Annotated in this window: 22 protein-coding genes, 8 tRNA genes and 1 riboswitch; of the genes, 8 read left to right on the top strand and 22 right to left on the bottom strand. The window is 30.8% G+C overall.

Annotated elements, in window-relative coordinates; genetic code table 11:
- Nucleotides 1-49: 49 nt before the first annotated feature.
- A riboswitch (SAM riboswitch) is annotated at nucleotides 50-162 on the bottom strand.
- Between the two features lie 165 nt (nucleotides 163-327).
- Nucleotides 328-1,917 (top strand): phosphoenolpyruvate carboxykinase (ATP), encoded by a 1,590-nt coding sequence (gene pckA, locus MHZ36_RS03690; RefSeq protein WP_239229691.1) that lies wholly within the window; start codon nucleotides 328-330, stop codon nucleotides 1,915-1,917.
- 164 nt (nucleotides 1,918-2,081) lie between these two features.
- Here the strand turns inward: pckA and MHZ36_RS03685 are convergent, their stop codons facing one another.
- Nucleotides 2,082-2,873, bottom strand: coding sequence for an alpha/beta hydrolase family protein (locus MHZ36_RS03685; RefSeq protein WP_239229689.1), 792 nt, complete (start codon nucleotides 2,871-2,873; stop codon nucleotides 2,082-2,084).
- Complete coding sequence (ytkD, locus tag MHZ36_RS03680) at nucleotides 2,854-3,333, bottom strand: RNA deprotection pyrophosphohydrolase (protein WP_239229687.1); 480 nt, start codon at nucleotides 3,331-3,333, stop codon at nucleotides 2,854-2,856. The genes MHZ36_RS03685 and ytkD overlap by 20 nt, the downstream gene beginning before the upstream one ends.
- A gap of 60 nt (nucleotides 3,334-3,393) precedes the next feature.
- Between ytkD and yidD the strand changes: the two genes are divergently transcribed.
- Nucleotides 3,394-3,630, top strand: coding sequence for a membrane protein insertion efficiency factor YidD (yidD, locus tag MHZ36_RS03675; protein ID WP_239229685.1), 237 nt, complete (start codon nucleotides 3,394-3,396; stop codon nucleotides 3,628-3,630).
- Here yidD and menC read toward each other — a convergent pair.
- The 17 genes from menC to hemE form a co-directional block, all read right to left on the bottom strand.
- A complete protein-coding gene (gene menC / locus MHZ36_RS03670) occupies nucleotides 3,627-4,631 on the bottom strand; it encodes an o-succinylbenzoate synthase (protein ID WP_239229683.1) in 1,005 nt (334 codons plus the stop codon). The genes yidD and menC overlap by 4 nt on opposite strands.
- Nucleotides 4,632-4,643: 12 nt before the next feature.
- The gene (gene menE, locus MHZ36_RS03665) at nucleotides 4,644-6,035 is read right to left on the bottom strand and encodes an o-succinylbenzoate--CoA ligase (protein ID WP_239229681.1); all 1,392 of its coding nucleotides are present in this window, start codon (nucleotides 6,033-6,035) and stop codon (nucleotides 4,644-4,646) included.
- Between the two features lie 389 nt (nucleotides 6,036-6,424).
- Nucleotides 6,425-6,673 carry a GlsB/YeaQ/YmgE family stress response membrane protein gene (locus MHZ36_RS03660; RefSeq protein WP_239229679.1) on the bottom strand — a complete coding sequence of 83 codons (249 nt, stop codon included), beginning with the start codon at nucleotides 6,671-6,673 and terminating at the stop codon, nucleotides 6,425-6,427.
- An 852-nt stretch (nucleotides 6,674-7,525) separates the two neighbouring features.
- Nucleotides 7,526-7,975 (bottom strand): GNAT family N-acetyltransferase, encoded by a 450-nt coding sequence (locus MHZ36_RS03655; RefSeq protein WP_239229678.1) that lies wholly within the window; start codon nucleotides 7,973-7,975, stop codon nucleotides 7,526-7,528.
- Nucleotides 7,976-8,212: 237 nt separating this feature from the next.
- Complete coding sequence (locus MHZ36_RS03650; RefSeq protein WP_239229677.1) at nucleotides 8,213-9,061, bottom strand: YitT family protein; 849 nt, start codon at nucleotides 9,059-9,061, stop codon at nucleotides 8,213-8,215.
- 502 nt (nucleotides 9,062-9,563) lie between these two features.
- A tRNA-Ser gene (locus tag MHZ36_RS03645) sits at nucleotides 9,564-9,652 on the bottom strand.
- Between the two features lie 48 nt (nucleotides 9,653-9,700).
- Nucleotides 9,701-9,772: transfer RNA gene (locus tag MHZ36_RS03640), tRNA-Glu, on the bottom strand.
- A gap of 1 nt (nucleotide 9,773) precedes the next feature.
- A tRNA-Asn gene (locus tag MHZ36_RS03635) sits at nucleotides 9,774-9,848 on the bottom strand.
- 10 nt (nucleotides 9,849-9,858) lie between these two features.
- A tRNA-Gly gene (locus MHZ36_RS03630) sits at nucleotides 9,859-9,932 on the bottom strand.
- 17 nt (nucleotides 9,933-9,949) lie between these two features.
- A tRNA-His gene (locus MHZ36_RS03625) sits at nucleotides 9,950-10,022 on the bottom strand.
- Nucleotides 10,023-10,037: 15 nt separating this feature from the next.
- A tRNA-Phe gene (locus MHZ36_RS03620) sits at nucleotides 10,038-10,110 on the bottom strand.
- A gap of 13 nt (nucleotides 10,111-10,123) precedes the next feature.
- Nucleotides 10,124-10,199: transfer RNA gene (locus tag MHZ36_RS03615), tRNA-Asp, on the bottom strand.
- Nucleotides 10,200-10,213: 14 nt separating this feature from the next.
- Nucleotides 10,214-10,287 (bottom strand) — tRNA-Met (locus MHZ36_RS03610).
- A 399-nt stretch (nucleotides 10,288-10,686) separates the two neighbouring features.
- The gene (locus MHZ36_RS03605) at nucleotides 10,687-11,241 is read right to left on the bottom strand and encodes an alpha/beta hydrolase (protein WP_239229676.1); all 555 of its coding nucleotides are present in this window, start codon (nucleotides 11,239-11,241) and stop codon (nucleotides 10,687-10,689) included.
- Between the two features lie 176 nt (nucleotides 11,242-11,417).
- Nucleotides 11,418-12,821: a protoporphyrinogen oxidase gene (gene hemY, locus MHZ36_RS03600; protein WP_239229675.1), complete on the bottom strand. Its 1,404-nt coding sequence runs from the start codon at nucleotides 12,819-12,821 to the stop codon at nucleotides 11,418-11,420.
- Nucleotides 12,822-12,838: 17 nt separating this feature from the next.
- Nucleotides 12,839-13,762 (bottom strand): ferrochelatase, encoded by a 924-nt coding sequence (hemH, locus tag MHZ36_RS03595; protein WP_239229674.1) that lies wholly within the window; start codon nucleotides 13,760-13,762, stop codon nucleotides 12,839-12,841.
- A gap of 84 nt (nucleotides 13,763-13,846) precedes the next feature.
- On the bottom strand, nucleotides 13,847-14,881 hold the full coding sequence (gene hemE / locus MHZ36_RS03590) for a uroporphyrinogen decarboxylase (RefSeq protein WP_343237198.1): 1,035 nt from the start codon (nucleotides 14,879-14,881) through the stop codon (nucleotides 13,847-13,849).
- Between the two features lie 261 nt (nucleotides 14,882-15,142).
- Here hemE and MHZ36_RS03585 point away from each other — a divergent pair, with 261 nt between their 5' ends.
- Complete coding sequence (locus MHZ36_RS03585; protein WP_239229673.1) at nucleotides 15,143-15,646, top strand: signal transduction protein TRAP; 504 nt, start codon at nucleotides 15,143-15,145, stop codon at nucleotides 15,644-15,646.
- Between the two features lie 116 nt (nucleotides 15,647-15,762).
- On the opposite strand, the gene ecsB is transcribed toward MHZ36_RS03585, so the two are convergent.
- Both ecsB and ecsA read right to left on the bottom strand, forming a co-directional pair.
- On the bottom strand, nucleotides 15,763-16,986 hold the full coding sequence (gene ecsB, locus MHZ36_RS03580; protein WP_239229672.1) for an ABC transporter permease EcsB: 1,224 nt from the start codon (nucleotides 16,984-16,986) through the stop codon (nucleotides 15,763-15,765).
- A complete protein-coding gene (ecsA, locus tag MHZ36_RS03575; protein WP_239229671.1) occupies nucleotides 16,983-17,720 on the bottom strand; it encodes an ABC transporter ATP-binding protein EcsA in 738 nt (245 codons plus the stop codon). Before ecsA ends, ecsB begins: the two co-directional genes overlap by 4 nt.
- Nucleotides 17,721-17,848: 128 nt before the next feature.
- On the opposite strand from ecsA, the gene MHZ36_RS03570 reads away from it, so the two are divergent.
- The 4 genes from MHZ36_RS03570 to prsA all read left to right on the top strand — a co-directional run bounded on the left by MHZ36_RS03570 (nucleotide 17,849) and on the right by prsA (nucleotide 20,881).
- Nucleotides 17,849-18,274 (top strand): HIT family protein, encoded by a 426-nt coding sequence (locus MHZ36_RS03570; protein WP_239229670.1) that lies wholly within the window; start codon nucleotides 17,849-17,851, stop codon nucleotides 18,272-18,274.
- 78 nt (nucleotides 18,275-18,352) lie between these two features.
- On the top strand, nucleotides 18,353-18,724 hold the full coding sequence (locus tag MHZ36_RS03565) for a YtxH domain-containing protein (protein ID WP_239229668.1): 372 nt from the start codon (nucleotides 18,353-18,355) through the stop codon (nucleotides 18,722-18,724).
- Between the two features lie 217 nt (nucleotides 18,725-18,941).
- On the top strand, nucleotides 18,942-19,502 hold the full coding sequence (locus MHZ36_RS03560) for a DUF3267 domain-containing protein (RefSeq protein ID WP_239229667.1): 561 nt from the start codon (nucleotides 18,942-18,944) through the stop codon (nucleotides 19,500-19,502).
- Between the two features lie 386 nt (nucleotides 19,503-19,888).
- Nucleotides 19,889-20,881, top strand: a complete 993-nt coding sequence (gene prsA / locus MHZ36_RS03555) for a peptidylprolyl isomerase PrsA (protein ID WP_239229665.1) — start codon at nucleotides 19,889-19,891, stop codon at nucleotides 20,879-20,881.
- Between the two features lie 211 nt (nucleotides 20,882-21,092).
- Here prsA and MHZ36_RS03550 read toward each other — a convergent pair whose 3' ends face one another.
- Entirely contained in the window at nucleotides 21,093-22,031 is a 939-nt protein-coding gene (locus MHZ36_RS03550) for a helix-turn-helix transcriptional regulator (RefSeq protein WP_239229663.1), read from the bottom strand.
- A gap of 83 nt (nucleotides 22,032-22,114) precedes the next feature.
- On the opposite strand from MHZ36_RS03550, the gene MHZ36_RS03545 reads away from it, so the two are divergent.
- The gene (locus MHZ36_RS03545; RefSeq protein WP_239229661.1) at nucleotides 22,115-22,762 is read left to right on the top strand and encodes an FMN-dependent NADH-azoreductase; all 648 of its coding nucleotides are present in this window, start codon (nucleotides 22,115-22,117) and stop codon (nucleotides 22,760-22,762) included.
- The last annotated feature ends 106 nt before the right edge of the window (nucleotides 22,763-22,868 follow it).

Here is a 22,868-nt window from a genome sequence, read left to right as displayed (position 1 = left end):
GACCTTATCACTATATTAAATAGAGAGAAGGCCCTAATACGTCCATTCGCTCTTATCGTTCAGACGATATATGTCTGCAAACGGTTTGGCACCTTTCTTCGTATTAAGAAGAGGTTGCTGGGCTTCATTGGGTCCATGTCCCTCCGCCTCTCAGGATAAGAGAATCCGTTAATCACTATAGTACCGAATATGAGATATATTGTCAATTTAACATTTATTAATATTTATTTTAAATTCCCTTTAAAATGATGTGTACTAATAAATCATATGTGTTATACTTTTTAATTGTAAAGGCTTACAAAATAAATAACTTTGGAGGGATTGAGTATGGCTGTAGATACATACACATACACTAATAAAATCGAAAACATTTTGGGCAAAACATCATCATTATTTCAACTCTCAACAACACAGTTGTATAACAAAATTTTGAATAATGGTGAAGGTGAACTAACTGAACTAGGTGCAATTAATGCAAAGACCGGTAAGTATACTGGGCGTTCACCTAAGGACAAATTTATAGTAACAGAACCATCTTATAGAGATGCAATTGATTGGGGCAATATTAATCAACCAATCGAAGAAGAAACTTTTCTAAATTTATATGATAAAGTTCTTGCCTATTTAGATAAAAAGGACGAACTTTATGTATTCAATGGTTATGCAGGTAGCGATGAAGCATCACAACTCAAATTAACTGTTATCAATGAACTTGCTTGGCATAATTTATTCGCCCAAAACATGTTTATACGTCCAAAATCTAAAGAAGAAGCTCAAGAAATCAAAGCAAATTTCACAATTGTTTCAGCACCACATTTTAAAGCAAATCCTGAAATAGATGGTACAAATTCTGAAACATTTATCATCACTTCATTTAAACACAAAGTTATTTTAATAGGTGGTACTGAATATGCAGGTGAAATGAAAAAAGGTATTTTTTCAGTAATGAATTACCTTTTGCCGAAAGATGATATTATGAGCATACATTGTTCTGCAAATGTTGGCGAAAAAGGCGATGTTGCATTATTTTTCGGTCTTTCAGGAACAGGTAAAACAACATTATCAGCTGATCCAACACGTAAATTAATCGGTGATGATGAACATGGTTGGAATGATAATGGCATCTTTAACATCGAAGGTGGTTGCTACGCAAAAGCAATTAATCTTTCATATAAAAAAGAACCTCAAATCTATAATGCAATACAATATGGAACTATTCTTGAAAATGTTGTAGTTGATGAAGATGGCGATGTTGACTTTGATGACAATACTTATACTGAAAACACTCGTGCTGCCTACCCTATCAATCACATTGAAAATATTGTCACACCTTCAAAAGCTGCGCATCCAAATACAATTATCTTTTTAACTGCTGATGCATTTGGCGTATTACCTCCAATTTCAAAATTGACAAAAGATCAAGCTATGTATCATTTTTTAAGTGGCTTCACTGCTAAACTAGCTGGAACAGAACGCGGTGTAACTGAACCTGAACCATCATTTTCAACATGTTTCAGTTCTCCATTCTTACCATTAAACGCTAAAGTATATGCTGATTTACTCGGTGACTTAATTGATAAACACGAAGTTGATGTATATCTAGTAAACACTGGTTGGACTGGTGGTAAATATGGCGTTGGTAGACGAATTAGCTTAAACTATACGAGACAAATGGTTAACCAAGCAATTACAGGTAAATTAAAAGATGCTGAATATATAAAAGATGATATGTTCGGATTAAACATTCCAATTCACATTGAAGATGTACCACAAACATTATTAAATCCAATTAATGCTTGGAGTAAATCTGATGAATATAAAGCACAAGCACAAGATTTAATTGATCGCTTCAAGCATAATTTTGAAAAATTTGGCGAAGATGTTTCCGATATAGCAAAAAATGGCGGTTTTAAATAACAACATTTTGGAAAAGCTAAGTTAAACGTAAAAACTATCATTTGTTTAATTAACTTAGACAACCATTTAATAATAGTCCGCTTTGTATACTAACTAAAAACGGTTGAACTATGCTCCCTTTATAGTTCAACTGTTTTTTATTGCTTATATTATTATTTTTATTCTCAATTCATATAAGTTTGCTTTATCTGATTGTTTTCGACATCAGTCATCCATTGCTTCACTATATTTAATGTTAATTTCATTGCCGCTGGTCGAGGTACATGGCCTTCACTCATTTGATAATATGTTCGGTATGTAGTGCCAATACGTTTCAACTCATTTTCTAAAAATTTAGCTTGATGAATACCAACTTGTTTATCTTTACCACCATGGACAATAAATATTGGAGGGCTATTTTCATGAATTTGAGCAATAGCATCTCGCTTTTCATATGCTTCTGCTTGCTTTTTGGGGTGTCCAATCATTCGACGTAGCATACCTCGTAAATCAACACGTTCCTCATACATTAAATGTATATTTGATACCCCTCCCCATAAAATCAAACTAGATACAGGTAAGTCCTGAAATGTTAACAAGCCTTGCAATCCACCGCGAGAGAAACCTATCATATGGATGGCTGCATTTGGATAAGATTTATGTAATATATGTATTGCTTCTCGAACATCATTCAAATCACCACCATAAAACTCATCTTTACCTTCACTACCATTATTACCTCGATAATATGGTCCAAACACTAAGGTATTTGTATCTGCAAATTGCATTAGTCGACCAGTTCTAACCTTACCAACTTGACCTTTACCGCCACGCAAGTATATGACTATGCGCTTTACAGATAATTTTGGTTTCATCAATAATCCTCTTACTTTCAAATGGTCCACTACATATGTTACCTCTTCAAATATATGTTCTGACGATTCAACTGGCATGCGTTTATTTTTTATAAAAACCAATCTCCATCACTCTTTCTAAACATTGTAAAATCGCAGCATCTTCCAATAGAAAACTTTTTTCTTCAATAGGAATGTCGGACACTCGCTCGAAACATAGCGGTCCCTTCGTTTCAAAATAATCTTGTTGTTCTTCTAAACTATCTACAATCGCCATAAATACATCCTTAGTAAATCGTTTGCCGCAAGTTCTTTCTACATAATACTGCGCAACATAATGAAATGTTTTGGCATTTCCACCTGTTTCCTCATGCAATTCTCTTTTTGCAGCTTCTACACTTGTTTCACCCGGTTCAATCTTACCACCTGGAAACTCAATCCCTCTTTGACTATGCTGCGTAAATAACAATTTCCCTTGAAAATTTGGAATAATTAGAACGTGTTCCCCATCAGCCTTATCGTTATCATTTTTATATGTTAAATATACATTATCATTTTCTTTATCTATAAACTTCACGCTCATCACTCTTCCTATTTCTATGTTAAACTAACACTGCTAAGTTATTAGTTGGAGGCAAACTATATGAAAAAATTTTTCCTAGGACTTATTTATATTTATCAACATTATATTTCACCAGTCACGCCTGCGACTTGCCGGTTTTATCCTACGTGTTCAGAATATACACGTGAAGCAATCGTAGTCTATGGTCCTTTTAAAGGTACTTGGTTAGGTATCAAACGTATACTTAAATGCCACCCTTTACACAAAGGTGGATTCGATCCGGTCCCACTAAAAAAGAAGAAATCATCCAAAGATTAATATATCCGTTTCATGTTTGATACAAGTACATTTGGAGGTTCAAATTCTATTGAGCCTCCTTTTAATATACCTGAATTTGCAACAATATCTTGATTGAAATAATAACCTTCAGGTGTAATATCACTTGGATAATCTGCATACTGCGCTAACATCGCAGTAAAGTATCTACTTAATCCAAACTCATACATTCCACCGATTACAACTTTTGCACCTAATTCTCTAATTAACTGAATTAAATACAACGCTCGATCAATGCCACCTAATCTAAATGGCTTAATAATAATAACTTTAATATTAAAATCTTTAATAGCAGAAATGATATTTTTCTCAGAAGATGCTTTTTCATCCAATGCAATTGGAGGAAGATTCGATGCATAATAGTTCTGTAACTTTTCCATGCTATAAAAAGGTTCTTCTATATAAAGAATATTTTCCTCACTTAATCGAGCTAATTTATTCTGTTCATTATCCGTTAAACTTTCATTAGCATCAATAGCAATTTGTAAATTTATCGGTAAATTTTGAATTTTTTGTACATCCTCTAAAATATTATCTGACCATTTCAATTTAACTCTTTGTGGTTTTGTATCTATTAGTTGTTTCAAATTAGCTTCAGACATTCCACTAATCGTTGCACCATATGGAACGTTAAATGTGTTTAATTGATTGAACATTTGATAAAATGCCATAACCAACATACTTCGTGTAGCCGGATATTGTTCAAGCATATTTAACGCTTTTTGCACAGATTTCAAATCATAAAAATCTTTATTATGATTCAATTCAAACCATTGTATTGCTTTACCTTTTACGTCCTCAATTGTTTCATTGGCATACCAATTTGTTTCAAACGCATTAGATTCACCAAAATACCAATTCCCATTGCTCATATAAAGCCCTATGAATAACGATTTTCGGTAATCCAAGTTTATTTTCGGTGTTTTGATAGGATGCTTAAACTCCTGTTCATATTCATAAAGTTCTAATTTGAGTAATTTCATATGCACTCCTGTTTATTTTTTAAAACGATTCCGTTGCAATTTTCCAGTTGATGTATAGGGTAATGATTTTACATGATTAAATTGTTTAGGTACTTTAAACTTCGCTACATTATTTTCAAAATGACGCATTAAATCTTCGTTTGACACTTCATAATTCGAAACATAATAAAGCATAGGAACCTCTCCCCATTCATCATCTTTCATTCCTATACATAATGCATCTTCAATACCCGGATACTGTTTAGCAATCGTTTCTATTTGGTAAGGGTAAATATTTTCTCCGCCACTTATAATTAAATCCTTGCGACGATCATAAACCATAACATATCCTTCATGATTAATTTCGGCAATATCGCCAGTTTTGAAATAACCTTCTTCATCAAACGTATTAGATATATGCTTAGGATATAAATAACCCTTCATTACATTATCCCCTTTAATTAACAACTCTCCATGACCTTGATCATTTGGATTTTTAATCTTCACAGCAATATTTCCACTTGGTTTTCCTACAGTATCAAAACGGTCTTTTAACATGTCTGGTGAAGCTGTTAAAAACTGTGAACATGTTTCCGTCATTCCAAAGGAATTGTATATAGGTAAATTGTAACTTAATGCCTGTTCAATTAGCGAACTAGATAATTTCGCTCCTCCTAGCAATATTTTTTCAATTTGATAAGGTTCAGTTAATCCACCTTCCATTAACCATTTTAAAGTTTGTGGAACAAGTGAAACATGTGTAGGATGTTCATCTTTTATGATTTTGAGCATATAGATCGTGTCGAATTTTTTTTCTAAACGAACTGTAAAACCTTCAATCAATCCTCTTAGGAGCACACTTAATCCAGAAATATGATATATAGGCAATACCGACAACCATTTAGTCTGTCCATTAAAACCTAAACTTTCTTTACACCCTAATGCACTTGCATAATGATTTGAAAATGTTTGTGGCACTGCTTTTTGCGGACCAGTTGTACCAGATGTAAACATAATTGATGCGATATTTTCTAAAGAAAATGTTGTCTCAAAATACTGTTCAGCTATTTCAGCTTCAAGACTTTCAAACTTTGCAATATGAAAACCATCAATTTTCAAATCATTTATCGTTATAATCGTATCGATTTCTACAGATGCCATTTGATCCTGCATTTCACGCTTTGTTAGCCTTGTATTTAATAATGCAATTTCTATACCTGCCACCCAGCATGCATTAATAAGCAAAGCAGATTTAATCGTATTATCAATATATAACCCTATACGATTTCGATTAAGTTTTGATAAAACAAATGCCAATTTTGAGGCATATTGATACGTATCATAAAAGTTATATCGTACGTTGCCATCATCTAAAAATATCCCATCTCCATTAATTTCTGCCTGCTTTTTCAACCAAAATTCCACGTTAACATTCCTCCATCTCATTCATTATTATAACTTGTTTTATTCTATTTGACAGGATATCAAATTCATTTTTCTATATTGAAATATATTCATCACGATTATGTACTTTCAAGGCATAATAAGTAACAAAACTTAAGTGTCGAAAGAACTGAACGTAAATAAAAATAATGGTTTTATTTACCAACCATTTGAATGGAAGTTTTAATAAAAGTATCATCAAAAAATAACAGAACATACAGAACAACAAAACATATCAAATAATATAGTTTATATAAAATTGTAGATTGCAATATACCAGTAATCATTTAAATCGTTAAACAGATAATAAATTAAAAGACACCGACTCAATTTTTTGAGCCGATGCCTTTTTTAATTATAAATTTCTAAATTTATTTTTTGAGCGCCTTTATAATCAGTGACACGATTAAAATTAAAACAATTGCACCGATTAAAGCAGGTAAAATTGGAACTCCTCCTAATACAGGACCCCATGTACCTAATAATTTACTACCAATCGCTGAACCAATTAAACCAGCAATGATATTTCCAATAATTCCACCAGGAATATCTTTACCAAGAATTACGCCAGCTAGCCAACCTATTAGCCCACCAACAATAATCATTATTATGAATCCCATATCATTTCACTCCTAAGTTTAAATTGTGAATCCAATGAATCATAACATTCATTTTGATTTTGCACAACATTTTAATTATAATAAATTGTGAAGAACAATATAAAATTATAGGTATAATCAGTAAAATAGCACTTTATGTATTTACCTAAAGTTAGATGTCAGGGGATTTTGTCATGATTTATTTCATTATAATTATGAGTTGTGTAAGCTTATTTTTAATTACTACGAGTTGCTATAGTTTTATTAATCAGCATCATTATAAACATTCACTTAATTTTGATTCAATGGAAAGTTTTGAAATAAGAGCCTTTAAAAAACAACATTTAAGGATGAAAATATTTTCAATTTGTTTACTAATACTTTCATTTGTCGTTCTATTACTGATAATTTATTTAATAAAAAATCATTTATAGTTATCTCGTTTTGACTATACAAAAAAATGCCAAATTATGTATATTTGGCATTTTTCTTTTAAGATTAGTGGTTTGATACAAATTTTTTAGCAAAATGTGAGATAGTAACACTTAAAAACAAGATCACTACAAAAATTGAGAAATACACTAATGATGTATCAGTTATTTTAAAACCAACATTAAACAGGACTGTTTCACTGGTTTCATAATAAAAGTTTAAAATTAGCGTTACCAAAATACCCATACAAGATATCCAACCAATGATATCTGATATAATCTTAATATATTTATAATTCATGTTATTCATTGAACATACAACATCCTAACGAATTGATTTTATTTATTTAATTTAGCATACAATATTATTTATAGAAAGCTGTTTTATACTTAAATTTATCATCAGCTATTTTTTAAAATAATACTGTATATAATTTAGGGGTTAAAGAAATTTAACTAATTTAATAAAATCTCTACAAAGAATGTCATTTTCATAAATAGGCTTACTATAATTTCTTGTAAAATAATCAAATTCAATATCAACTATACGAAATCCTACCTTTTGATAAAATGCCAATTGACCAATACTAGAATTGCCTGTTGCAACGATTACAGTGCTATATCCCATTTCTAAAGATATTTTACAAATTTTATCAATTAGATATTTTCCTATCCCTTGATTTTGTTTACTTTCAACAATTGCAATATTTGTGATTTCCAAACTATCTATTGATAATGGTTTAATAATAAAACTACCTATAACATTATCTTTATCAGTTAGCACATAACAATTACCTTCTTCTAAGCTTTTTTTCAAATGTTTCTCAGAAGGATCAGCCGTTAACAATAATTCAAACGGAACTTCATTTATTCCATATATTTTTCGTAACATCATACACTCCCCTTTCTCATTTGTTATATCAAATTTTTAATTTAGTTCGGTGTACAACATGCACACTTATATGCATATAGTTGTAACCAAAAATAAATTGATAAAGACTTAATACAAAAACTAGAAAAGAAACATATCAATACACTAACTGTGAAGTTAAGTTATAAAATTAAAATATTATGCTTTGGATTAAATATTCAATTCTGAGGATATCTGTTTGTACCTTAATATTTTCACTTATGTTACGTTATTTATGAATGTGCTGCCCAATACATCTCGAACATCATGTATTACTAAAAATGCTTTTTCATCTTCTTGATAAACTAAATTTTTAATTTTAGTCACTTGAGATTGATGCACTACCACATAAAGCATGCCTGACTCATTTTTAGAGTATCCACCCTTACTTGGTAATATGGTAGTTCCTCTGCCAGTAAAACTATTAATTTTATCTGCTATCACTTCATTTTTTTCAGAAATAATAGTTACAGCTTTCTTAGGATTAAATCCTTCAATTATAAAAGATGTTGCTCTTTCAGTAATAAATAACATGATAATCGTAAATAGTACATTTCTTAAAGGCAAAACAATAAGGAATGACAAAACAATTAAACTATCTAATAAAAAAATAGTTTTAGACGTTTTAAAACCAAAGTATTTATTAAATATTCTAGCAACAACAGCGGGACCGCCTACTGTACTTCCTGTAGACAATACAAAACCAACACTTATACCAATAATTGCTCCACCAAATACTGAATTAATTACGAAATCATCAATACCCAAATTAACATTTTTAGTTAATTCTAAAAACAATGATAATGCTGTGTTGGATATAACTGTATAAATTGCAACTGTTTTACTTAGGTATTTCCAACCAATAATAATAAGGATTACATTTATAATTAATGATGTTAATGCTGGTGATAAACCAAGTGAGTATTTTAGTGCCAATGATATACCAACAGTGCCACCATCCCCTAAATCAGACCCTAACAAAAAGCCGTTTACTCCAATTGCATTTATAAAAGTTCCTATTAAACATATAATAATATTTTTATAATGGTTTTCTATCAGAGTTTTCAAAGTTCATTCCTCCTCATTGTTAAAATAACTTTCACATAATACCATATTCAAATATACAAATGATATACTTTTTTAACACGCACATAACTTTTATGTATAAATAATAGACACTCAATTATTTATGCGATGGTGGCTAAGGTAAGCTTGAAGATTTTGATTAAGATATATTTTGTAAGTTGTTCAGATAGATCACTTAGTCTTTAAGAATCTAATACATTTCCATGACACAATACTTTAATATATTACCTATTTCTCATAAAGTTATTCTCTACATTAATAGGCATTAAACAGTAAAGATAGCACTAACCGGGATTACATATTATTCACTGCATCACTCGTTTTGTTAAGTCTATTATCATTAAGTCCAAAGTGATTTTAAACATTTTAATAATGTTGTACTTTGTGATAAAACAAAGCGTACTTATTAAAAAATAAAAAAACACCGAAACCCTATTATACCAAGGATTACGGTGCTTCATAAAAGCTCAAAATATGTAATTAACGGAGAGTGAGGGATTCGAACCCTCGAGACGCTTGTGGCGCCTACACACTTTCCAGGCGTGCTCCTTCGGCCAACTCGGACAACTCTCCATATCATTGTATTAAAAAAACAGAAGCGATATTTCACTTCTGTTTGTATGACCCCGACGGGACTCGAACCCGTGTTACCGCCGTGAAAGGGCGGTGTCTTAACCGCTTGACCACGGGGCCATGGCTCCACAGGTAGGACTCGAACCTACGACCGATCGGTTAACAGCCGATAGCTCTACCACTGAGCTACTGTGGATAAATATTATTGGAGCGGGTGATGGGAATCGAACCCACAACATCAGCTTGGAAGGCTGAGGTTTTGCCATTAAACTACACCCGCATATTAAATTATTAAGGGGCGGATGATGGGAATCGAACCCACGGGTGTCGGAACCACAATCCGATGCGTTAACCACTTCGCCACACCCGCCACAAAAATCAGTAATGGTTCAGGACAGAGTCGAACTGCCGACACATGGAGCTTCAATCCATTGCTCTACCAACTGAGCTACTGAACCATAATATATGTAATGGCGGTCCCGACGGGAATCGAACCCGCGATCTCCTGCGTGACAGGCAGGCGTGTTAACCGCTACACTACGGGACCAAAAAACTATGTAATTGCGGGAGGCGGATTTGAACCACCGACCTTCGGGTTATGAGCCCGACGAGCTACCGAACTGCTCCATCCCGCGTTAATATTATTTATAACGCCTACCCAACTAATATATCATGTTTGTTAAGTTATTGTCAATACTTTTTTAAAAATAATTTACAATTTCTTAATCACAACTTCAATATTAAATGCGATAATTGTTGTTTGGACATCGCCTATCTCTTAAGACTTTCTTAGTATATAAAGTTTTTGCCATATAGTCAACAACTTCTAGAAAGTATTTTGTGTAAAAAAGGAATATAACGATAAAATTTTAATTTTAGTTCCTTATTTATACAATTTTTATAGGCATTTATATTAAAATCTGCTTTCTTCACAAACAAAATCGTAAATTTTGTTTATATCAACTGCGTAAAAATCATACAATAAAGTAATATATAGATTGAAATGAAATAAATTGAATTAAGTTTATAATGTTTTATTTCGACATAATCGCCTGCATTTTCAATTGAAGTGCATTAAATGTGTTAAATCCATCTGTTTCTAAAAAATGACCTCCATAATTAGAAACCATGCACTTACCACCTAAAGTATCCATTAATCGTTTTGTTTCATTATAATTCACATATTTATCATCAACTGCACATAACCCATAAAAATCTTGTACTTTTGACTTTACTTGATCGTAATCAATTGTTACATCTAAATCTATATTTTCATCAATATCTTGTGCATCTTCTTTAAACCCTGAGATGCTAAATAATCCTTCAATTTTATTCAATTGAGTTTGTTCAATGTATTTTAAAGTAGCTAATGTACCAAAACCATGCGTCACAAAATATGTCTCATATTTACATACATTGATTTGCTCTTTCATTCTTTTTACCCATGTATCTATAGTATCCCGCTCTTCTATTGGTATATTAAACAATGTCACCTTATACCCTTCTAATATTAAGTTGTTGGCCAACCATTCATACCAGTGATTCGTTGCATCTCCATATTGTGAATGGACTATTATAATATCTGTCATCTAAAGTCCCCCTACTTCTATTTCTATAAGGTATATTTTTAGGTTTCTATTTAAACATTATCCTAATAGACACTTTATTTAATTACTATTATCTCATAATTTATATATTTTTTTAAATTTTGAAATTAAAAAGCCATTTAAACTCTAAAAATAAAGAGTAAAAATGACTTTTATTATTATAATTCTAGTTCATCAATCAATTCATCAACTGCATCTTTACCTTGTCTAATGCAATCAGGTAAACCAACCGCTTCAAAAGAGGCACCTGTAATTCGTAATCGTGGATAGGTTTCTCTAACATGTGCTTGAATAGATTTGATTTTATCTATATGCCCTACTTTATATTGCGGCATGCTCTTTGGCAATCGATTTACAATACTGAAATCTGGATCACCTTTAAATTTCATCATTTGACTTAAGTCTTTTCTAACTATAGATACAATTTCTTCATCTGTATGGTCTTGTACTACGGTATCCCCAGGCTTCCCAATATATGCTCTGATTAATACCTTTCCATCAGGAGTTGTAAATGGCCATTTCTTAGTAGTCCATGTACATGCAGTAATATCTGTATTGCTTGTTCGCGCAATTACAAAACCAGTACCGTCATAAATATTTTCTATATTATGTTGGTCAAAAGCTAATACAACAGTAGCGACAGAAGTCGAATCCATTGATTTGAAGTAATTAAATGCTGGGTCTTTTTCAAACCACTTGGTAAATGTTTCATGTGGTGTTGTAATTAATAAACCGTCATGTCGATATATATTACTATCATCATTGATTAACTCATAAGATTTTTGTTTTTTTCTAATCTCAGATATTGGCGTATTATATTTAATTTCAACACCTTGCTTGGTTACATAATCTGTTAGATTTTCTATAAATGAATTTAAGCCATGTCTAAACTGTTTAAATTGACCTTTGGGTGAACCAGGGTACAATTGTCGTTGCTTTTGACGTTGTTCCTTTTCATATCGCATTCCTTTAATGAGACTACCAAATTCTTCTTCTCTTTGCTTAAACTCAGGGAAAGTACTCATTAAACTCAAATCATCAATATTGGTACCATAAATACCACCCATTAAAGGTTCTATTAAATTTTCTAGTATTTCATCGCCCAAACGTTCGCGGAAGAACTTTCCTACAGAAATATCATTTTCTATTTCTATTGAAGGTTTAAATAAATCTTTACCAGCGCGTAACTTGCCTAGTGGAGAAATTAATTTAGTTTTTAAAAAGGGCTTTATATCTGTAGGAATACCTAATATTGAACCCCCAGGAATCGGATATAACTTGTTTTTAGCATAAATATAAGACTGGCCTGTTTGGTTAGTTACAAGTTCATCACCTAAACCTATATCAATTGCAATATCAGTCATTATTTGTTTTCTTCCTAGATAAGATTCAGGACCTAATTCAATTGTATAACCATCTTTACGATAAGTTTGAATCTTACCTCCTGCTCGATTTGATGATTCGTATATTGTCACAGAACATTCTGGATGTTGTTTTTTGATAAAGTATGCACTAGATAAACCCGTGATACCAGCACCAATAATTGCAATATTTTTACTCACAGTATTTCACGCTTCCTTTAAAAAACTTTTTTAATTTCGTCTACAATCGCTCCAATAAATAATGGATCTGTATTTGGCATAGTTGGACGATAATAACCAACACCTAACTCATCACATACAACCTTACATTCATAATCATTATCGTAAAGTACTTCTAAATGTTCACATACAAAACCTACTGGTGTGTATATAAAATGTTTATAGCCATATTCATTATATAATGAACGCGTTAAGTCTTGAACATCTGGTCCTAACCAAGGTGTACCTGTATTCCCTTCAGACTGCCAACCTTCTGCAACATTTATAATATTAGAATTTCTTTGTAATAATTCTGCAGTATGGTGTAATTCTTGAGGGTATGGATCATTATTTCTTTCAATTAAACCCTTAGGTAAACTATGCGCAGAAACTACAAGTACTGTTTCTTTATGTTCTGTTTCCGGTATTTCATTAAGGGTTTGATTGATTTTTTCAGTCCAATATTGAATGAATTTAGGTTGTTCATAATAATGTTCAACATGCTTGAACGTAATATCCAAATGTTCTGCTGCAGCTTCTGCACGTTTGTTATATGAACCTACTGAGAAACTAGAATAATGTGGTGCTAGCACTACGGTTACAGCTTCTTCAATTCCATCTTCATGCATTGTTTGGACTGCATCCTCAATAAATGGATGTATATGCTTCAACCCAATATATAATTTAAATTCCACATCTGTACAAGCTTCATTTAAGGCTTCACACAGCGCTTCAGCTTGTCTATTAGTTGTTCCCGCTAATGGTGATAACCCACCGATAAATTTATATCTATCTTTCAAGTCCTGTAGCTCTTCATCGGTTGGCTTTTTACCATGTCTAATATCAGTATAATAAGCTTCAATATCACTTTCTTGATATGGAGTACCATACGCCATAACTAATAAGCCTATTCTTTTTGCCATTTTAAAATCATCCTTTTGTATTATATTTATAGATGGTCATGACATAATTAATTGTTTCTCTTGCTAGTATTATTTTATGTCGTACTATCTTTGTGTATATCGATGAACAAATTGAGTAACCTTTTTCAATGTCTCAGGTTCAACTTGCGGGAATACACCATGCCCTAAATTAAATATATGCTTTCCGTGGCTTAGACCTTGATCTAAAATCGGTTTTAATCTTTCTTCGATTACATGCCATGGCGCTAGTAAAATTGAAGGATCTAGATTACCTTGTAATGTCTTATTAATATTCATTTGATGTGCTTCATTAATTGAAAGTCTCCAATCTAATCCCAAAACGTCAATAGGAAGATCATTCCATTCATTAATTAAATGGCTTGCTCCTACGCCAAATAATATAACAGGCACATTGTGTTGTGCCTTAATGCCAGTGATTAATTTTTCCATTGCTGGTTTGATATAATAACGATAATCTTGGACATTCAATGCGCCAACCCATGAATCAAATACTTGTATCAACTCTGCTCCCGCTTCAATCTGAGCAGATACATAGGTGATTGACATTGATACTAAATGATCCATAAGCGCAAACCACGTTGCTTCATCTCGATACATCATTGCTTTGGTAAAGTTATAATTTTTTGATGGACCACCTTCAATCATATAACTTGCAAGTGTAAAGGGTGCACCTGTAAAACCTATTAACGGTACATTCAACTTTTCTTCAGTAAGTAATTTAATTGTGTCCAAAACATAAGGTACATCACGTTTCGGATCAATCATACCTAATTTTTCAACATCTTGAATATTTTTAATAGGATTATGAATGACTGGGCCAATTCCTGATTGTATTTCTACATCTACCCCGATAGGTTGTAAAGGAGTCATTATATCTTTATATAGTACTGCAGCATCTGTATTATAATTATCTACAGGTAAGTGCGTAACGTATGCACATAGTTCTGGTTGGTGCGTTATCTCGAACAAGGAGTATTTCTCTTTCAATTTTCGGTATTCAGGTTGTGACCTTCCTGCTTGACGCATAAACCACACTGGTGTATGAGTGACATTTTCACCATTTATCATATTTAATATTGTATTGTTTTTGTTATGCACCTTAATGCCCTCCTACATTGTAATCATTCTTATCTATAATACCATATTGAATTATGGTAAGTATTTCTTTGTGCTTAAATGTCATAAAAAATTCAAATCAACGCTAAACTAAGTATCAATCATTTGACTATTGTTTTCTATTGAAAATCAATTATAATGTTATCTAAGCATATTTTATAATTATTTGGGAAAATAGATAGAAGTATATAAAAACTATTGTATTCCTATTATATTGTAAAACAAAGCAAGGGGGAAAATCTCATGAAAGTTTATGCATCATATGGTACGTTTGGTTATTTAAATCAAATAAGACTTAACAATCCTGATCACAAGTTATTACAATTTTCAGCATCTGATTCTTCCGTAATAATAGAAGAAACAGAAGAACAATCAGTGTTAAAGCAACCATTAGTATATGATGTGTTGAAATCAGAAGGCGAACTAGACAAAGACCATTTCTTTTCAGTTATATTTGTACCAACTTCTGACGATCATGCATATCAATTGGAGAAAAAATTAGAAAATATTTCTACAGATTTCAACCAATACGCTGGTTATCGTAGTTATCGTTTCTTAAAGCCTGAGCAAGGATTGACTTATAAAATCTATTTTGGGTTTGAAAGTAGAATTGCTTATGAAGATTTCAAAGAGTCTTCAGTATTTAAGGATAACTTCGACAAACTTGCTTTAAGTCAATTTTTTGGCTCTAGCGGCCAACATTCAAGTTACTTTGAACGTTATTTATTTCCTATTGAAGATAATTAAATTTTAAAATGAAAGTAAATCTGGGTCATAAATCCTAGAAAAATAACCAGTAAATGAGTTTTATTTCATTTACTGGTTATTTATTTATAATACTTTGTATTGTTGTTTCTCTTTTTTTAGTCTCTTAGAAGCGATTCTTGATATTTTAGTTTCTTAATAACATTATTTACAGTTAACCAACCAACTAGGAAAAACAATATACCAGCAAAGCCAAAAGCTGGATTAACTATTAAATAGATTACTAATAATACAATACCTACAATAAACATTAATCGATGTAAGAATTGTTCATACCCTTTTATCACTTTGCTATCTGAAACTGGCCAAACTTGCGGCCATAGTCCGTATGCTTGTTGAGTATAAAACTGTGCCATTTGCAGTAATATAATATACATAAACAGACTTCCTATAATTAAGGTAACAATTGGTTGTTGTAGCCATACAATTAATATTGCCGCAATAACTACCAACCGAAGTATAATGTGAAACGCATCTTTTCCTCTCGCAAAACTTCGCACAAATAAATATAAATACATATAATGTGCATTAAATTTTTTCTTTTTCGGAGTACGTAATACAGGATCTAAATAGCTTCGTCTCACAGCTGTTTCTTTCAGGTGTTTAACATCTGTAAACATATTTACAAACTTATAATAATTCATGTGATGTTGTTTTTCTAATTGTATTAACTTCTCCCATGGGAATAATTGTTTATCACTAATAGACCGTAGTAATATAATCAAACCAACAAGTATAAAGACAGAAGTGATGCTAGAAAAATGTTTCGCTCCTAACGCAACATAATAACTTGAACTAAATATTATAAATAGCAATAAGTATAAAGACCAACTTTCAAGTTTATATTTATACCACAACCATTTTAAAATAAGTCCAAGCATTGGCAATAATATTGCCAATATCGTAAATAAGATATAATAACCAATTTTTTGATTATTCAACACGTAGAATAAAGGAAACAAAACGATTATCATCAAAATTTGTAAAATAATTCTCGAAAAATAGCTATATCGTAAACTTTGTTTCATATATTCTGTCATATGTTTTTCGAATGGTAATAAAAATAATCTATCTGCATCTTTTAACAATGTTCGAATAGGAAATATAGAAATAATTGCCATAACTATACTAGCAATCAAGGCATAATTTATACCCTTTGGAATCTGTTGTAACCAACCAGCATATCCCATTATAAAAGCACCAAGTAATATAACAAGAAAAACAGAAAAGTGACCATTGAAAATAAATTTATTATAATATTGTTTTTCTTTCGTTATTTCTCGTTTACGTTGTATAAATAATTGTTTTGCATTTGAGGTCATCTATCTTGACCACCTTGTGTAACATGAATATATATTTCGTCTAAAGTCTTACCATAAAGACCTGTTTGTTCTCTTAACTCTTCTAAATTTCCAAAAGCTACACGTTCACCTTTATCCATAATTAAAAATCTATCACAATAGCGCTCAGCAGTTGCTAAGATATGTGTACTCATTAAAACGGTTCTACCCTCTTCTTTTTTATCAACCATTAAATCTAACATAGATTGAATCCCAAGTGGATCTAACCCTAAGAACGGTTCATCTATAATATATAATTCAGGATCAACTATAAAAGCACAAATTATCATTACTTTTTGCTTCATCCCTTTAGAAAAATGGCTCGGGAAAATGTTCAATTCATTTTCAAGACGAAATGTTCTTAAGAGTGGTGTCGCGCGTTCCATCGCTACTTCTCTATCAATATCATATGCCATTGCGGTCATATTAATATGTTCTTGTAGTGTTAATTCTTCATATATAACTGGTGATTCAGGAATATATGATAATTTACGTCTATAGTTTTCAACATCTTCATTAATATCTATATCAGAAATCGACAGTTCACCTTCCATTGGTGTTAATAAGCCGAGCATATGTTTAATCGTAGTACTTTTGCCCGCACCATTAAGTCCTATAAGGCCTACAATTTCCCCTTTTTTTAATTCAAAATTCATATTTTTAATTACAGGTCTTTTTCCATAGCCACCCGTTAAATTTTTCACTTTTACAGTCATGAGGCACCTCCAATAATTATATTGTATCAAAAAATACGTCTTCTTCATAAATTTACTAATGTTAAATGACGGAAAGAAACTACTAATGCTATAATAGGCATTAACTATCGTTGAAGGAGTGAAGATTTATGTCAGAAACAATCTTTAGCAAAATTATAAATGGCGAAATTCCTAGCCATAAAGTATATGAAGATGATTATGTTTATGCTTTTTTAGATATTTCACAAGTAACTAAAGGTCACACTTTATTAGTACCCAAAAAGGTATCTGCAAATATTTTCGAAACAGATGAAGAAACTATGAAACATATAGGAGTGGCACTCCCTAAAGTTGCAAATGCAATCAAAAATGCATTTAACCCTGATGGATTAAATATTATACAAAATAATGGTGAATTTGCCGATCAATCTGTTTTTCACCTTCATTTCCATCTATTACCTAGGTATGAAAATGATGTTGATGGTTTTGGCTATAAGTGGACAACACATGAAGATAGTATCGATGATCAGCAGAAAGCAAAAATTGCACAAGAAATCACTGCTCAATTCAACTAAACATGCTTACCGCATAGTATAATGGGTATATAAAAAATGATAATGAATAAGAGATATTTAGAAATGAGGAGAATTTTTATGAAAACAGCTCAAATTTTATTAGGAATTAGTGCTGGTGTTGCAACTGGTCTTGGTGTTGCATTAATGAATCGTGATAAAAAAGAGTCGATTGAATTAAATGCCCAAACTAGAAAACCAACTGGCGCTGAATCGGAACTAAATAGAGAAGTAAATTCTATCAAACAAAGTGTCAATGATATTATGAATTATGTTTCTCAAATCAAATCAGAAAGTACAGAATTTGGTAGCTCTATCGGCGATGAAGTAAAAACAATGATTGGTGATTTCAAATCAGACATTGATCCTAATATTAAACGTCTACAATCCCACATTGAAAACCTTCAAAATCGTGGTGAAGAAATTAGCAAGACATTTGAAAGCGATAAATAACTCTTATTTTAGGCTTACCTGTAAATAATAATTATTAAAAAACTTACTCTTTTTTATGGAGTAAGTTTTTTTAAATTTAGTTACTTTTATACAAGCAATTATTTAGGTTAATTAATGAATTAAACAGTGAAAATTTAGCTTGACGTTTAGAATATTAAGATAGATAATACGGAAGTATATTAACAGTTCTTATTAATTAAAAGGAGTATGGTGTTTTATGTATTTGTGCTCTAGACAAATTGATATAAATGCACGTTTTGGATTACCTAGAATTGCTTTTCTAAGTATTGTAACTACAATTATCACATTTTTAATCGCTTATGAAATTTTGTACTTTTTTTCAGATACAAAATTAACTGATAATCACTTTATTGTATTCTTAATTTTCGTGTTATTTTTATATCCAATTCATAAGGCCATTCATTTAGCCTTTTTGTTCCCTTATTATAAATCATTTCGTAAATATAAACTTGTTAGAGGGAAGTATATTCCTTTTTATAATACGTATGTCAGCACTCCGGTTAATAAGTATTATTTTTGTTTTGATTTAATGACACCAGTACTACTAGTAACCCCTACTTGCGCATATATCAGTTCTATATTTCCACAATATGGACATTATCTGATGTTCATTATAGCTTTAAACATGGGGTATTCTGTAATGGATTTTCTATATTTAAAAATTATTTTATTTTCAAATGAAGGTAAATTTATCGAAGAACACCAAACTGGCATAAATATATTAAATAAAGTTGAAATCAATCAGAATTTACAATAATTTTTTACGTTAGCTAATGAGCATTTAATATCATTTATTAAAAAGTGAGACAGATTTTTATTTTTTCTAAAATTATTTTTCTACCTATTAAGGGTATGATGGAACAGGCCGAGATATTTTATTCTCCTAGCCTGTTCTTTTTTATCTCAACTTGCAAAATAAATTATTATACATCCTATCTGAGCAACCTAATATGATAATTATTATGTTATCTTATTCCATTTTATTTATTGTAAAAATGATTCATATTCAAATATATTTGTTCCCCGCTTTTTTATTCATCCTCTTACCTAGTACTATAGTCCTATAATTGATGTTTCTAATTGGTGTATAATAGATAATATGTTATATTTACGTTGTTATTATTACAAAAGGAGTTTCCAACTATGAAATCATTTAAAAAAGTTTTACTTCCAATTACAGCAAGTGCATTGCTACTGGGTGCTTGTGGTAATAGTGCTACAGATTCTAAAGATGATACAATTATTTCTTCTAAAGCTGGTGACGTTAAAGTCGAAGATGTCATGAATAAATTAGGTGATGAACAAATTGCGAACAGTTCATTCTCTATATTGCTAAATAAATTATTAGCCGACAAATACAAAGACAAAGTTGATACTAAAGATATTGACAAAGAAGTAGAAAAAGAACAAAAGCAATATGGTGGTAAAGACCAATTTGAAAGCATGTTAAAACAACAAAAAATGTCTCTTGACGATTACAAAGAGCAGAAGAAACTGCAAGCTTATCAAAAAGCATTGTTAAATGACAAAGTAGATATCTCTGATAAAGATATTAAAAAGGATACTAAGAAAGCCTCTCACATCTTAATAAAAGTTAAAGAAAATAAAGATGATAAAGAAGGTCTTTCAGATAAGAAAGCCAAAGCTAAAGCTGAAGAAATTCAAAAAGAAGTTTCTAAAAATCCAGATAAATTTGGTGAAATTGCGAAAAAAGAATCTAAAGATACATCATCAGCTAAAAAAGATGGTAGCCTAGGTTATGTTATTAAAGGTCAAATGGATAGTACATTTGAAAAAGCCCTATTCAAATTGAAAGAAGGCAAAGTATCTAATGTAGTTAAGACCGACTATGGTTATCACATCATTAAAGCTGATAAAGAATCAGACTTCGATAAACAAAAATCTAAATTAAAATCACAATTCATCCAACAAAAAGTACAAAAAGAGCCTAAATTATTAACTGATGCTTATAAAGAGTTACTTGATGAATATAAAGTAGATTATAAAGATAGAGATATTAAGAAAGCAATTGAAGACTCAATTCTAGACCCTGATAAGATTAAACAGCAACAACAACAGCAACAACAGCAACAAGCTATGCAACAAAGTGGTTCTAGCATGTCGACTGGTCAGTAGTTTTTAGTTTCAAGTTTAAATACAATAATTTGCCTATTCAAAATAAGCGAGCTAATCTATTATGATTAGCTCGCTTTTATATTTACAATATTATAATGTTGAACGTAGTACAGTCTAGATCTAGAATATGGTTCGATCCTGTAATACTGTACACATACGCTCCATGTGTCATTACGTTGCAAAATCGGTACAATATAATTTTAAAAGTTTATTATTCATACTTGTTAATTAACGACCGTACCTTATTTAAATAACCATTTATTAATTTATTAGGATAAATAATTTTCACATTTTCTCCTAAAGAAATAAGATAATCAATCATATATTGAAATTCAGACTGATTATAACCACCAACAATATAGGGTTTATTATCTATATACTCCAAAGTCATATTAGGATACGATTTTTTCAAAAATAATTCAACACCAAACGCTGTCAATTCACATTTAAAAGCAATATCGTGATATTCTGACTCGTAATGTTCTTCAAATTTTGATAATTGTTGTCGTGTATATTTAATTTCAGCATTATCATTAATTTGTAAATCATCAATATAATCAGATCGGAATATTCCCCACGCTTGCGTATTTAAATTTATACCACTAAAAAACCATATACCGCTTCTGTAAAATAGTTCATAAACTTGTATACTATCATATAATTCACGTTCATATTGTGAATATGTAATTGAGATGATTTGATTATTCTTTATAGCATTTAAAATAGATGATAGATATGGCGTGTGTTTAACAGGTGACACACTGTGATAATGAATATAATTTAAAGTTTGAGATATATCTTTCATTAAATGGTCTGAAATTGTAGCATATAACTTTTCATTAATTTGTGTATATGTTTTTTCAAAAGGTGTCGTCGTTAGGGCATTCATTGATTTAAGCGCATAAAAAATCGCAAGTATTTCATTATCATTAAAGTAGACAGGTGTTAATAAATTTTGTGTAAGTATTTTATAACCACCGAATCTGCCACTTTCTACATATAGTGCTAACCCCATTGACTCTAAATCCTTAATATCTCGAATAGCCGTGCTTTTTGATATATTAAATTCATTCATAAGATCTTTTAAATGGAACGTTGTTTTATCTCTTAAAAAGATTAATTCCATATTTAGTCTTTCTGCTTTTTTCATAAAATTTCTCCTTCAATGGTTTCACAAAATGACACCTATAAATATTATACTAAGCTTATCAAATATTGAAGGAGCACACAAAAATGAAAACTTTAATCGTAAATGCACATCCAAATTATGAAAATAGAGATACTTATTCTTCTAAATTACAATCTCTATTCTTAAATCAAGTTAACAGGTTACACCCTTCCTCCGAAATTAATATAATCAATTTATACGAAATTGAAATACCAAAATTAAATACAAAGCAATTGTTCAATATTTGGAATAAAGATAACAATCAAGAATTATTAAATGAAAATGAACAACGTTTATTTAAAATTTGGAAAGGTTTAATATCACAGTTTAAAGACCATCACCGAATCGTAATCGTTATGCCAATGCATAACTTTAATATCACTTCGAAGTTAAAAGATTATATGGACAATATTCTTATTGCTAGGGAAACATTTAAATATACTAAAGATGGCTCTGTAGGGTTAATGGATGATGATTATAAAGCTTTATTATTACAATCGAGTGGTTCTGTTTATACAAACAATGATCGCTATACAGCACTTGAGTTTTCTTATAGTTATTTAAAAGCTATGTTTGAAGAAATAATGGCATTTAACCATTTTGATATTGTACGTGCTGAAGGCACCGCTATACTGTCTGAAGAAACAATTATGAACAACGCTACAATTGATTTAAACAATAAACTAGAATTATTCTATCATACGGAAATATGATCATACTCTTTTTTTAATCATAGTTGAACATTTAGCAGTTTATTTAATAAACTAAATGCGTCTAGGACATATATGCCAGATAAAAATCCCTCAGATATATTGAATT

The sequence above is a fragment of the Staphylococcus sp. ACRSN genome (assembly GCF_022346615.1).
Lineage (GTDB): Bacteria > Bacillota > Bacilli > Staphylococcales > Staphylococcaceae > Staphylococcus.
The sequence above is the reverse complement of the archived record's forward strand: the minus strand, read 5'-3'. Positions and strand labels throughout refer to the sequence as shown.

What these genes read in the sequence shown, in the direction of transcription:
- MHZ36_RS03550 (WP_239229663.1), bottom strand. Translation starts at nt 22,031, where the DNA reads ATGAAAAAAGCAGAAAGACTAAATATGGAATTAATCTTTTTAAGAGAT.
- yidD (WP_239229685.1), top strand. Translation starts at nt 3,394, where the DNA reads ATGAAAAAATTTTTCCTAGGACTTATTTATATTTATCAACATTATATT.
- MHZ36_RS03565 (WP_239229668.1), top strand. Translation starts at nt 18,353, where the DNA reads ATGAAAACAGCTCAAATTTTATTAGGAATTAGTGCTGGTGTTGCAACT.
- hemH (WP_239229674.1), bottom strand. Translation starts at nt 13,762, where the DNA reads ATGGCAAAAAGAATAGGCTTATTAGTTATGGCGTATGGTACTCCATAT.
- pckA (WP_239229691.1), top strand. Translation starts at nt 328, where the DNA reads ATGGCTGTAGATACATACACATACACTAATAAAATCGAAAACATTTTG.
- prsA (WP_239229665.1), top strand. Translation starts at nt 19,889, where the DNA reads ATGAAATCATTTAAAAAAGTTTTACTTCCAATTACAGCAAGTGCATTG.
- MHZ36_RS03585 (WP_239229673.1), top strand. Translation starts at nt 15,143, where the DNA reads ATGAAAGTTTATGCATCATATGGTACGTTTGGTTATTTAAATCAAATA.
- MHZ36_RS03660 (WP_239229679.1), bottom strand. Translation starts at nt 6,673, where the DNA reads ATGGGATTCATAATAATGATTATTGTTGGTGGGCTAATAGGTTGGCTA.
- MHZ36_RS03545 (WP_239229661.1), top strand. Translation starts at nt 22,115, where the DNA reads ATGAAAACTTTAATCGTAAATGCACATCCAAATTATGAAAATAGAGAT.
- MHZ36_RS03570 (WP_239229670.1), top strand. Translation starts at nt 17,849, where the DNA reads ATGTCAGAAACAATCTTTAGCAAAATTATAAATGGCGAAATTCCTAGC.
- menC (WP_239229683.1), bottom strand. Translation starts at nt 4,631, where the DNA reads ATGAAATTACTCAAATTAGAACTTTATGAATATGAACAGGAGTTTAAG.
- MHZ36_RS03605 (WP_239229676.1), bottom strand. Translation starts at nt 11,241, where the DNA reads ATGACAGATATTATAATAGTCCATTCACAATATGGAGATGCAACGAAT.
- MHZ36_RS03655 (WP_239229678.1), bottom strand. Translation starts at nt 7,975, where the DNA reads ATGTTACGAAAAATATATGGAATAAATGAAGTTCCGTTTGAATTATTG.
- ytkD (WP_239229687.1), bottom strand. Translation starts at nt 3,333, where the DNA reads ATGAGCGTGAAGTTTATAGATAAAGAAAATGATAATGTATATTTAACA.
- ecsA (WP_239229671.1), bottom strand. Translation starts at nt 17,720, where the DNA reads ATGACTGTAAAAGTGAAAAATTTAACGGGTGGCTATGGAAAAAGACCT.
- MHZ36_RS03560 (WP_239229667.1), top strand. Translation starts at nt 18,942, where the DNA reads ATGTATTTGTGCTCTAGACAAATTGATATAAATGCACGTTTTGGATTA.
- ecsB (WP_239229672.1), bottom strand. Translation starts at nt 16,986, where the DNA reads ATGACCTCAAATGCAAAACAATTATTTATACAACGTAAACGAGAAATA.